Source organism: Spirosoma sp. (assembly GCF_048594605.1).
GTDB lineage: Bacteria > Bacteroidota > Bacteroidia > Cytophagales > Spirosomataceae > Spirosoma.
Genome location: NZ_JBMDWV010000378.1, coordinates 1 through 12883, shown reverse-complemented (window position 1 = coordinate 12883; position 12883 = coordinate 1). Strand labels below are relative to the sequence as shown.

Below are 12883 nucleotides of genomic sequence, written 5' to 3'. Positions count from 1 at the left end.
CCACCACTGCCTGGGAATGCTGCGCAGGTTGCCGTAGGACACGTACCGGGGATAGCGCCCGCATTGGGGTAATACGTGGTCGTGCCGACTTGCAGGCTTTCGGTATTGGCCGGGAAGCCTGTGATGGTCAGATTGGTGATCGTACCCCCGTTAGCATCGTTGCCATCGAGTGCTGTAGGTGGTATCGTATAACTGCTACTGCCGCCAGGGTTGGGCTGGTTGGCTAGTGTGCTGGTCACAATAGTTGGCGGCTGCTGAATCCCGAAATTGACACCTGATACCGATGCCGTGCTAATCGTTATTGGCGCCGAAACGGATGGGGTAGCATTATCAGGTGTTCCTGAGGCTACTACATCGCCAGTGCTTACCCATCCCGGTGGTAGCGTAACGGCAGGTGCGGGCTGTGTTGGTGTTCCCGCAATAGTGCTCAACTGAACTCTGTACGTTCCGGCCGATACGTCTGTAAAGCTGTACGTTCCAGTTGTTTGATCGACAGGCACTGTGGCTATTACAACACCCGCACCATTCAGCAAATTGGCGCGCAGGCCAGCCAGATTAGGACTTGTGCCATTCACCAGGTTGTCGGTAAGGCCATTGACATCATTGACAACACTGCCACAAACAGATGCTTTGATCACATCGACCTTACTACTGGAACAACCGGCGCTACCAACATACTGAGCATAAACCGTGTAGGTTCCAGGCGCAAGATTGGAAAATACAGGGCTGGTTTGCCAGGTTGTGCCATTGATACTGTACTCGTACGTTCCAGCCAATACAGGGGTTAAGACTGTAATCCTGCCGTTTGCCGAATTACAGTCTGAGCTAACAATTGTTGTAACAGGCTCAGCAGGCAACTCCAGTTTAAATTGTATATCATCTAAAGCCAGGTCATTGCCAGACCCACCCACACCATTATTCCTGATCACGAGGTCAAAACTGGTTGAGGTTGCTGTAAATGAATTGATACCGAACTGCTGCCACGTAGCACCGGAAATATCACCCGTACTCACAGACTGTAGTACGTTGTAGGTAACGGGATCAATCACTTCAAACGTAACATTTGGCTTAATCCCTGCTGCGGGGCTGATATTGGCGATCCATGCTTTAAAGGAATAATTTCCGCCGGGAATTACACCAGAAAAACGACGTCTGAAAAAGGCATCTTTCTCATTATTCGCATCAATCACCATGGCTCTGCCGTCTACATCGCTTGGCGTATGATCCGGGAAATCGGATGCACCAGCAAACAGATTAGAGTTTACATTGGAAACAATGTACTGATTGGAGAAGCTCTGTCCACTGCTCAGATAATGGTAGGCGGTTTGACCAGCAAGTGCCGGGCCATATCCGGTGCCCGTACCAAACGTTTCCAGATAGGATGAATTACAGTTTGTAGACATGGCAAATGGAGTCACCCTAATGTTTTCAAACACCACGCCAACCATTTCCTTGTCCGCAACAACCACCGTAGCCCTATTATTTACTACGTCTACCGTAGAGTTTGTAGAGGGGTCGAATACCTGAATATTCGTAACGTCCCAATCAGTAGGTACCAGTTCCGAAATAGTATATGTGCCCGGTGTAACGGCCTGGATAATACTATTACCCGATGAACCCACCCGTACCCGTTCGTCATTGAGGTACACCACGTTCGTTCCGTCGGTAACTCGTATGTAGATGTTTTTGCTGTGGTCCTGTACACCCGGTTCGGCGGTGGTTCCATATACGATATCACCATCACCACCGGTGTGTCTGGAGGCATATTTACGGCTCGTTACTTCTGCCGCAAGCCAGGTTGTGCCGCTTCCACCGTATTTGTAGGTAAAATCGCTTGTGCTATAAAATATTGAGCCGTTTGCCGTCACGGCGATATCCCGGAAGGCAGACCCAGTAGTCGGTTTACCTAAAGAAACCACGCTATTGGTTGCCGCTACCCATCTCGATACATTACCGTCGTTACGAACGAATATTGCATCCCCGGTTGAGGGGTCGCCATCCACCCTGATTACCGCATTGCTTCCAGCAGCAACAATTAATGTAGCTCCAGCACCAGGGTAGGGTCCGGCTGCAGCCCTTCTGTATAGATTGCCCGCATTAACCCCAAACACAAACCCATCCTGAGCGGAACCTACATCCGTCCAGCCAGCAGAGGCTGACAAGTTGTTGTGATTTGTACCGTCCCAATAATAGAAATTGCCGCCATCAGTAATCCAGAACATGGTACCACCAGCACCACCGTCCACAAAGGTGTAGTTTGCGCCTGCTCCCAGTTGCGTCCAGGTTGACGATCCCGGCAGCCTGTAAAACATCAGTTTATGACCTGGACCAGTACCTTCATTGTCGCCAGTAGCCCAAAGGGTACCGTCTTTCGACACGCCGAGATCGTACAATGCATTCTGCAGAGGAAGATCATTCAGATTAAAATTGGCAATGGTGGTAGGTCCTCCAGTGACGCTAAATGGGAAGTTCGTACTGATCTCTTCGCTCAACGCTTTCTTCTGGATATAGATATAGCCTTTGGGTTGATAAAGTCCGAAATTAGCATTGGTGATACCCGAAATGGTTGGAGTCACCGTGAGCACACCATTGGGGGTACCGTCGTTACCTGTATTGTCGCAGCAGTCTTCCCCTACTATAGCCCAGCCACCCGATCCGGCACCTGCAAACGGGGAGGTAGGATTGGCCGTAGCATTGGTCCCCAGTACTACGGTATATGTAACACCAACAACGGCAGCGTTGGCAAAAGTATAGGTGCCCCCCGTTACCGGTACTGTCGTTATCAATGTGGAGCCTTCATACAGACTTGCGTACAAGGTGGGCGCACCGGCAACGGTGTTGATGCTAGCACCGTTAATATTGGCAGGGCCATTTACATCATTATAAACTGTGCCAGAAACAGACGCTTGCGCCAGCATGCCAAATTCAGACGTATTGCCATCCGCATCAATCGCTATAGCCGTAATTTTATCCCCTGCGGCAAAGGTGGCACCCGCTTCTAAGGTAAAAGTTGTACTGAAGGTATTGTTTATTCCGGTTATAGCCCCCAGATACTGAACGCCTTCTCCATGAGCACCGACTCTGGTACAGGTAGCCGTTGACAAAGCACCATTCTGGTTTCCATCATCGGCTACTTTGTAAAACTGGATTCTTTTCGCCGTACTTACTGGCGTGGCCCCTGCTGTCAGTTCATTTCCATTACAAGCGTTCACATATCCGGTTACCGTCATGGTGGTACCCGAAAGCGAATAGCTGGTGACTACCGGATAATCCAGCAACAGGTTAGGCGCGTCCGTAGTCGTAGCACCGTCGTTGGGGGTTACCCCTACCGTAGTGGCATCGTTCATTAAATCTATTGGCAATGCAGCATTGTTGTAAAATACGTTTCGTGAGAAACGATTGTTGATGGCCGTGCCGGTAGCACCCGCTTGCTTTGCAAAGGATATCCCCGATTTGAATACGGCATTTGCGTTACCGCCATTATTGGCAATAATATTGGCTTCAGCGGCATCGTTTGTTCCATCGTCGTTAGAGCCAATTCGGTTGTTGTTGACTCCGGTAGTTTGCGAAAAGTAGACCCCCGCATGCCCGTTGCCCAGCGCGGTGGTGCCATTGGCGCCTACGCCGATGTAGTTGCCGACGACAATGTTGCCTTCATTGGGCACCGTTCCTGATGAAAAGTAGAGCCCTGCTCCATTGCTATTGCCGGCTATAATGTTGCGTTCCAGTACATCATCATCGCCATCGCTATCGGTGCCTACCCGGCAGTTTAAGGCACTTGTTAGTCCTATACCAGCACCCGATATAATTGTAGCGGTACTGCCGACCTGGCCATTGGGCAGCGCCACATTCCCGGTTGCATCTACGCCCACATAGTTACCTGCTATAATGACATTGCGCACGCGGGCATTCGGGTCGGTGATCGGGGATGCTACCACGATGCCTCTGCCCCAGTTGCCGGACACCACATTCCGCACATTGGCGGCAACAGCAGCGCTGTGCTTGGCATCATTAAACCCAATCGAAATGTTTTCTGAAATGGCAGCACCAAGATCATTATTCGCTTTGAACACATAGATAGCGGGCCAGGTTGAGGTTGTAGAGCCGAAAGTGCCCACAGGCCTGCTCAGCGTACCCGTAGCATCCGTACCAATATAGTTGCCCCCCACATCGATGTTGTTGCAGCCCTGCAGATAAATCCCATATTGGCGGCAGTTGGCAATCACGTTACGCTCCAATGCGTCCGAAACGCCGTCCCCATTACTGCCGATCACAACATTATTCCCGTTAAGTTCGACAATGAACACGCCCACACCGCCATCTCCACTTGCTGAGCCAATAGGCCCGCCAATTTGGGCAGTAGATGTTCCATCAGGCCGTAAACCGATGTAGTTGCCCGCAATTTTGATGTTTGTCGCGGTAATGCGCCCGACAGTACCTCCGTCGCTTGTCGAAAACTCAATACCATCTCCTCCTGATGTGTGAGTTGAATGACCAATTACATTCCCTTCGTTAGCATCGTTGACATTGTCACCATTTGTGCCAATCGTAATATTGGATAAAGTGTAAGGTTGAATCGATGAAGCCACCGTATTCATTTCTATAAGATTACCCTTGATTTCACTCCCTGTAGGCGGCAAACTGCCGTCGGCCAGCAATCCAATATAGTTGCCCCAGATGTGAATATTGGCGCAGCCCATATTGATCTTCACACCGGCGGTTCCCACCCCCGAATTGTAGATAGCAACACCACTGAGCACAGACCCGTCTGAGCCAGTTGCAAAATGGATGATGCCGTCAACGCCACCGCCATTATTGCCATTGATTTGTATGCGTATGGAGCGACTTCCGTTGGTCCCCTGTGTTGCACCCGTTTGGACTGTATAGCCATCAATATGCACGGGGCTTGTGATTGTTGGCAATGCCGTTAGGGTGGTGATGGTATGGGGTCCAGCACCGGGAATGTTAAATTGGATGATATCTGCTGCGGGAGTGCTGTTGGCAGTCACGATCGCTAGCCGTAGCGAGCCCGTACCTGCATCGTTGGTGTTGGTGACCACATAGGTGGCTGCGTATGCAGTAGTTGCTATACAGAATAGCATAATACTACAACTTATAGCTAAACCAGCTTTTGCAAAAACCCTGTTTGGGGAGAATCCCTGCAATGACCATTGCAGAAACCGGGTTATCCATTGAGAAGGATAACCCAGCAGTGGCGGAGGTAACTCCTGAGTAAAATTTGGCTTCATAGTGTACTCTTCTAACTGGTTTGGTGAAATGGATGAGGAAATGTTTGGGAAATAGTCTGCCAGGTAGATGCGTAGCGTATACGGCTAACGGTGTATCAGCAGATTATCGACGATACGGTATCGTCAGTAAAGAGATTATGAAGTTGATCGCAGATGAGCCTGAGCAAACTTATCTCGGAATAAAAATCTTGCCAGTTGTAGCTGCAAAACCAGACTTTTCGGACGTAGTGTCTGCTTCATTAAGAAATGGATGGTTAAGGATAAGAAACTCCCATGCGCCAGGAGTTACGTTACCATTGGTTTAGCTGTTTTAGTGATACCGTCAACTAAGTTTAACCATATGCTGAAGTCGTTAAACTGTAAGGTTTATATACAATTATTTGTGTTAATGATTACTTGTGTGAAATTATTATTATATTTTTTAAATATGAAAATAATTTCATTAAATCATCAAAATAATTAACTAAAGTTTGTTTGTTTGATTGTTGATTGATCAATCTGTTTACGACAGATTGATTATTTGGCTTATTGGAAGGGGTTTGTATTCTTTGGTTCGGTTAACAGGGGGTAAGCATTTATATTTGTTACTGCAAATATAAATATATTTACATATTATATCTATCCTATTTACGTAATAATGTCTATTATCTATCCAATGGTATCTTTTTGGTATGTATACTTTGGGCGTGGATTTGTTACTTTGATGCAACTTTACCCAGCGTTGGATCTAAAAGACGATACCTACGATTCGTGCGAAACAATCTGACGAATCGGACAGAAATTACCTGTGAACCAGAATCTGATACTCAATTTTGGGATGGGGACTGGATATAGGGGACGTTCTAATCGCACTGAACTTGTGTCCAGTGTGTACAATGGAGAGGTCAATACGTACCCGTTATTTAACAGCAGTAAACGTCATTTTCGGCTGCTGCATAGCGTTCTCGATCAGTTTGATCTCCAGTTTAAGAATAGCTTCTTCCGACGTAGCGTCAATTTTATCCGGGTCGTCGGTAGGTTTATGGTAGTCAGGGTGCCCGCCGGTATGAAAGAACAGAACCGGAATTTGTTTGGCATAGAATGCCGCGTTATCAGAGCCGCCGTTGCCTGCCCGATCCGTAAAAAACTTTATTGAGCTTTCAACGCCTTTGAACACAATTGGCCACGTATCGCTGGTACCGTATCCGCCAATACCAACACCTCGCTGCGGATCATAGCGGCCAATCATGTCCATACAAACCATGAAATTCAGTTTGTCAAGCGGTATTGTTGGATTGTTCAGAAAATAACGGGAGCCCAACAAGCCAAGTTCTTCGGCCCCGAAAGCCATAAACAGAATATTGTAGGGCTCTGTTACGTCATTCTTCGCGAAATACTGAGCCATTTCCAGTAGCCCTGCTACGCCCGATGCGTTATCATCCGCTCCGTTGTGAATTTTACCTTGTGGTATTGAATCCAGTGAACTGCCCTGCCGACCCAGTCCTAAATGATCGTAATGCGCGCCAATGACAATCGTATAGGGTGCTCCGTTATCCAAAAAGCCGATTACGTTCCTGGCCTCCCGCAAACTATCAGGCACAACGATACGTCTGACTTTTGCCGTAAACGATTGATAATAGCCATTGGTCCCCAGAGGCTTCAATCCATATTTTTTAAAATACTTTTCGACGTAGCGGGCGGCTTTCGTATTTTCCGGGCTGCCTGTACCGCGCCCCTGCATTTTGTCGGAAGCCAAGTAGCGGATGTGTTTGATAATTCGTTTGGCCGATGGATCCTGGCCGAAAAGAGGAAGCGTGTGTATAAATAAAAGAAAGAAGACGTAACGTTTCATGAATGCGACTGTTCGAGCAGGGTATATCAGGATAATCGTTTAGCGGATTGGCAAAATGGATTCACCGGTCTTTATCCTGTAAATAATTTCCTTGGCGTACAGATGCTCATATTTTTCCGTTTTTCCAGACTGCTCCAGGATCAGGGTGTATTTGCGATTATCGCCCGGCGACGTGGAAGGCTTAATCTGGTAGTTAACCTCTTCGCCAGATAAAGAGAACACACCGCTGATAGCTTCACCATCGTTTGCGTAACCGATGATACGTCCGTAACCATTGAAAATCGGCTGGCCAGCTTCAAATGTGCTGTTCAGAAAGTCAAAAATATCGTCCATGCGTCGAAGGTAGCCAATTCAACGAGTACAATTTACATTACCCAATCACAACGCATCCGTAAGCCGGGATTGTTACGTGGTCATTCGCGAATGAACTGCCATCTGCTGACGTAAAAACAATGCCATGACACCAGTACTCGTTTGGCGAAAGTACTACGTCGATGAGCTTACCTGTCAGGTTATGAATTACCAGAATACGTTGGCCGGTTTGGGTACTACGTATAAATGATACCGTTCCTTTCTGTCGAATACCTGCTGGCTGAAGTCGGCTCAGGTTATCATTCAGAACCGGATGGCTGTTGCGGTAATGAATCAATCGTTTGTAATGACTGAATAACGAACTCGGATCAGTTTGTTGTTCGGCCGCTGGCCGAACAGTCTTGCTCGTACTATACTTGCCTCTTCGCCAGTACGTACGTTGCCTGTCGCGGTCCCGAACGTCCCACAGAAACGGTTCGCGCAGGTTTTCGTCGGGTTTTAGCCCCAGCATCCCAATTTCCTCACCGTAGTAGAGATAAGGTAGGCCGGGGAGCGTCAGTAAAATATTGGCAGCGACTTTCAGGTGGTCAAGATTGCCTTTCAGCAAACTGCCAATACGATTCTGATCGTGGTTCGATAAAATCAGGGCATCAATAAACTGCGGATTGACATTACCAAAAGCTCCATGAACATAGGTCAGAAACTCGACCAGGTCTTCCGTGTCTTCTTCCCGGCGGACAATCTCTTCGATCATGAGCCGTAAATCGAAATTAAAATTGGCTTTTAGTCCCCGGAAATAAGGGGCAATGTGTTCGGGCCGCGTCCAGACCTCGCCAACGGTATAGGCACCGGGTTTTGCTTCTTCAACCACTTTTCCAAACTGCTGCCAGAATTCGTGATTTTTTGGTTCCTCAGACTCCCGGTACAAATGACGGGCTGCATCCAGCCGGAATCCGTCGACACCGATGTCGTTTAGCCAATACCGAACGATCTTGAAGACCTCCTCGCGCACAGGTGGATAATCAAAGTTCAGATCGGGCATACCGCTCCAGAACATGCCGTAGTATTTCTCCGGCGATCCACTGTTGCGGTACGTAGCGCTACGCGGAGAATGCCAGGGGCTTCGTTCGCCCGAATCGGCCGTAATGTCGCGGGTAGCCAGTTTTCGCGCCCGGATTTCGTCGGGATGCAGCCACTTGTAAAAGTTCCGGTACGGGTTGTCAGGGCCTTGGGCGGCCTCCTGAAACCACGGATGCCTGATACTGGTATGATGTATGACCAAGTCAATGATAACAGCGATACCGCGCTGGTGGGCTTCCTGAATAAGTCGTCGGAAATCGTCCAGTGTGCCGTACTCCGGGTCGATGCCGTAGTAATCCGTTACGTCGTATTTATGATACGTTGGCGATGGACTGATGGGCATAAGCCAGATAGCAGATACGCCCAGTTCTTTTAAATAATCGAGGTTGTTGGTAACACCGTTGAGGTCGCCGATGCCGTCGCCGTTAGAATCAGCAAAGGAGCGTACAAATATTTCGTAATGAACGCCCGTATGGCCAGTAGATAACGTATTGATCGAAGTTGTATTCGATTGAGTAAGAGGTATTTTAGTCACAACAAAAGCGTATTGACGTAATGATTGACCGATATTTTAAAGTGACAGACTAAACGGTTTGAGAGCCTGATACACCCGATGAGTGGGTAAGCCCATCACGGTATAAAACGATCCGTCGAGTCGTTCGATGCCTACCAGTCCAATAAAATCCTGAGCGCCGTACGAACCAGCTTTATCGAAGGGTTTACACTCTTGGATATAGTACGTTATCTCATCGTCGGTCAACGTAGCGAACTGTACGGTTGTCTCATCGGTAAAGGACTGAAAATGAGGCTTCCCGTTTTGGTCAGGAGAAAGTATACAGACCCCCGTTCGAACGCGGTGCGTGTGTCCGGACAGCATACGTAGCATGCGTCGCGCGTCGGCTTCGTCCTGTGGTTTGTTCAGAATCTGTTCATTCAGAATCACGACGGTATCGGCACAAAGGACAATGCGATCGCCCAAATCCATTTGAAATTGCTCTGCTTTCTGACGGGCCAGGTATTCCGCTACCTTGTCGGCAGGCATGGTTTCGGGAAAAGTTTCGTCGGTGGGCCGGGTTTCGATCGTAAAGGAAAAGCCAGCGTCGGTCATCAGTTGTTTTCGACGGGGCGACCCTGATGCCAGCACTAATGGATAACGTAAAGAAAGCACGTGAACGAGTGATGAGTGAGTAATAATGAACGCAGAAGTAGTGGATAGCTGACACAAATTTCGTGTTATATTCGTAATTCACCATTCAATTTCAGAACGTTGATTATTCGAAACGCTACAATTTCTGACGTAGAACAATTAATGCAGCTGGCGGCAATAACTATGCGCCAGGCTTTCGGACCACCCCACAACCCTGCCGAACTCGTTGAGGAATACATTCAATCCTCTATAACGAAGCCTATTCTGGAAGCCGAACTGGCCGACCCAAAATCGACGTTTTTTTTGGTTAGTTCATCCGAAGGAACGCCGATTGGCTACGCTAAACTGCGCCGACACGCTGCTCCCCGACAGATGCCCGGCCCATACCGACGAGCTGGCGATGCCATCGAAATTCAGCGTATTTATTTGTTGCAGAATCAGGTAGGTCAGGGGCAGGGTCGTGCCTTGATGGAGCATTGCCTGAACTGGGCGCGCCAGCAAGGCTACAAAGCCGTATGGCTTGGTGTTTGGGAACGTAATGAACGAGCGCTGGCTTTCTATAAGAAAATGGGCTTTGAACGATTTGGCTTCCATTATTTCCAGTTTGGCTCCGAGCGGCAACGGGATTTCTGGCTTCAAAAACAATTAATTCCCTAACCCGTTGATGCTGAAAGTTATTCATTAAACTTTTTATATCGAATAGCCTCTAAGCAGCGTTGTTAGTTACTCATGAATCGACCGAATCTGAACGCGTATGTATCCGTGTTGCGCCAATTGCTGGTGTGCCTGATGCTTTGTATTGGATGCGGTACGGCTGCGATTGCTCAGGAGGAACCAATTAAGCCGAAAGAAATCAATAAAGCGCCTGATACACTAAATAAGCTAGCGCCTTATCTACTTCGAATAAACGCCCCCGGAGCCGTGGAGCGGGGGGCAACGGATTCACTGGCGACGCCACTTTCTACCGCAGTAGCCGATAGTACGTTAATGCAGCGCGATAGTGTTTTCTACACAAAATTGAAAGCTAGTATGTATAAGCGTCGATTAACGCGTCAGATTTATGATGCTGTTTTTCGGGACGTTTACAATAGCCGCATCAAGACTGGTGAAGTTAATCAGATTGAGGTGAATCCGTTCAACGCCTTTGAAGGACGTATCATTGGCGCTATTTACATCCGTCGACTTTCTGTGTTTGGGCAAACCGTGTACGATACGTTGCGCAAGCCCGCCAACTGGCTGGAGCGAACCGGAAACAGCCTGCATACAAATACGCGCGAACATGTTATTCTGCGCTCGTATCTGCTTTTTCGGCAGGGCGATGCGGTAAATCCGACCGTTCTGCGCGATAATGAACGTCTGCTACGTAGTACGTCGATTTTTCACGATGCCCGAATTCTGGTCGTACCCCGTCGGGGGAGCCGACAGTTTGTTGATGTTTATGTTATTACGCAGGATGTCTGGTCGTTACTGCCCAATGGTGGCTTAGGCGGCTTTAATAATTTCAGCATCGGATTTGACCAGCTCAACTTTCGGGGATTGGGCCATCAGCTGTTTGCACAGTTTGCGCTGAACGGCAACGATCCGCGTCAGAAAATAGAATATCAGGCTCGCTATAGAGTTCCGTTTATCGGAAAAACCTTCCTGACGGCTGAAGTCGATTTATTGTACTTACGGGATCTGAAGCAGGTAGCCTTCAAGCTGTACCGGCCTTTTCTGACTCCGGATATGAAGTATGCAGGAGCAATTGAAATCAATCATTCTCAGATCAACAATCGCATTATCAATCGGGATGATAGTGTGTTGTTCGTGCCCTTGACATACAATTATTCTGATATTTGGATAGGTCGGTCGTTCCGGCTCTTTTTTCGGCAGGGCAATTCCGATGAGAAAGGTCGCTCGCGGCTTATTATTGCGTTACGTAATACAAATTATGAGTATCTCAGCCGCCCTGACGTAACGGCCGATACGAACCAGATTTATCAGGATAGCCGTACTACGTTATTCAGTGTTGGTTATTCCCGGCGTAAATACGTTCGCGACGTATTGGTATATGGCTACGGCCGAACGGAAGACGTACCGGTTGGGCAATCAATTGTAGGGATTGTGGGGTTTGATAATGCGGAACTCGGGCAACGATTATATACAGGATTAAATTTCTCGCAGGGCAAGTACGTCCGACGGATGGGCTATCTCTATGGACTTATCAGTCTGGGTGGTTATAGTCGTCAGGGAGGGATAGAACAGGGCGTATTCTCGTTTGAATCCAATTATTTCAGTCCACTGCTGAAAAGCAAGTGGGGCAATGTACGCCATTTCTTTAATACCCGATATACCACCGGAATCGACCGCTTCAATAATGAATATATATCGTTAGGAGGCAGTAACAGTGGCATCAATACAGACGGTATTGGCATCAATACGGATGTGCTACGTGGCACCAGACGATGGTTTATTAATTATGAAAATATCCTGTTCTCCCGATTGAATCTGGTGGGTTTTCGGGTAGCTTTTATTACGTTCGTTAATCTGGGATTAGTTAGTTTTCCCGACCGGGCGTTATTACAAGGTCCTCTCTATCAGGGATATGGAATAGGATTTCGACTGCGGAATGAAAATCTTACGTTCAACAGTTTTCAAATCCGGTTGTCTTATTACCCGAATATTCCGGGCAACACCATACCCTTCCGGCAGTCTTTTGAAGGGATTCCAACCTTACAGTTTCGTGATTTTGACGTATCAGCCCCGCAAATTATTCCGTATCGGTAACGGACTCGGTAATTGCTAAAAAAATACTGTAAAATCTTTCATATAATGTTGGTACATTAAATACATTTACACTATCTTTGCTGCATGTCCATCGAAAACGACATTAAGCAAACAACTCCGTTCAGAACCCCATATCATCGGGTAATGGTTAATCTGATCTATACCAGCAACTGGATTTCAGATAGCCAGATGCGTGTGCTGAAGCCATTCAAACTCACGTTGCAGCAGTACAATGTGCTACGTATTCTGCGAGGTCAATATCCCAATCCAATCAAGGTGGCCGACATTACCGAGCGGATGCTCGATAAAATGTCAAACGCATCACGATTGGTGGATAAACTAGTGGCTAAGCAATTGGTACAGCGTACGGAATGCCCAAGCGACCGACGCGCCGTTGATGTAATTATCACGGAAAAGGGCCTTAACCTGCTGACCAAGCTGGATGTTTATCTGACGGAATGGTCTGATTCACAACGCCAGAAATTGTCGGAGGAGGAT

General features: G+C 47.9%; 8 protein-coding genes. 3 read left to right on the top strand and 5 right to left on the bottom strand.

From position 1 onward, the window contains the following. The 5 genes from ACOJS8_RS23650 to ACOJS8_RS23630 form a co-directional block, all read right to left on the bottom strand. Window positions 1-5249, bottom strand: a 5249-nt coding sequence (locus ACOJS8_RS23650) for a beta strand repeat-containing protein (protein WP_420151027.1), incomplete at its 3' end; no start/stop codon positions are given. Window positions 5250-6147: 898 nt separating this feature from the next. Further along, window positions 6148-7080 carry a M20/M25/M40 family metallo-hydrolase gene (locus ACOJS8_RS23645; protein ID WP_420151026.1) on the bottom strand — a complete coding sequence of 311 codons (933 nt, stop codon included), beginning with the start codon at window positions 7078-7080 and terminating at the stop codon, window positions 6148-6150. Between the two features lie 39 nt (window positions 7081-7119). Then, entirely contained in the window at window positions 7120-7413 is a 294-nt protein-coding gene (locus tag ACOJS8_RS23640; protein ID WP_420151025.1) for a hypothetical protein, read from the bottom strand. Window positions 7414-7450: 37 nt separating this feature from the next. Next, entirely contained in the window at window positions 7451-9007 is a 1557-nt protein-coding gene (locus tag ACOJS8_RS23635) for an alpha-amylase family glycosyl hydrolase (RefSeq protein ID WP_420151024.1), read from the bottom strand. A 36-nt stretch (window positions 9008-9043) separates the two neighbouring features. Continuing rightward, window positions 9044-9640 carry a Maf family protein gene (locus ACOJS8_RS23630; protein ID WP_420151023.1) on the bottom strand — a complete coding sequence of 199 codons (597 nt, stop codon included), beginning with the start codon at window positions 9638-9640 and terminating at the stop codon, window positions 9044-9046. 99 nt (window positions 9641-9739) lie between these two features. On the opposite strand from ACOJS8_RS23630, the gene ACOJS8_RS23625 reads away from it, so the two are divergent. The 3 genes from ACOJS8_RS23625 to ACOJS8_RS23615 all read left to right on the top strand — a co-directional run. Continuing rightward, a complete protein-coding gene (locus tag ACOJS8_RS23625) occupies window positions 9740-10276 on the top strand; it encodes a GNAT family N-acetyltransferase (protein ID WP_420151022.1) in 537 nt (178 codons plus the stop codon). Between the two features lie 72 nt (window positions 10277-10348). Next, window positions 10349-12385 (top strand): hypothetical protein, encoded by a 2037-nt coding sequence (locus ACOJS8_RS23620; RefSeq protein WP_420151021.1) that lies wholly within the window; start codon window positions 10349-10351, stop codon window positions 12383-12385. 84 nt (window positions 12386-12469) lie between these two features. After that, window positions 12470-12883, top strand: a 414-nt coding sequence (locus ACOJS8_RS23615; RefSeq protein ID WP_420151020.1) for a MarR family winged helix-turn-helix transcriptional regulator, incomplete at its 3' end; no start/stop codon positions are given.

Bases quoted from the DNA above. Each gene is read 5' to 3' on its own strand.
- ACOJS8_RS23645 (WP_420151026.1), bottom strand. From the start codon at position 7,080: ATGAAACGTTACGTCTTCTTTCTTTTATTTATACACACGCTTCCTCTT.
- ACOJS8_RS23620 (WP_420151021.1), top strand. From the start codon at position 10,349: ATGAATCGACCGAATCTGAACGCGTATGTATCCGTGTTGCGCCAATTG.
- ACOJS8_RS23640 (WP_420151025.1), bottom strand. From the start codon at position 7,413: ATGGACGATATTTTTGACTTTCTGAACAGCACATTTGAAGCTGGCCAG.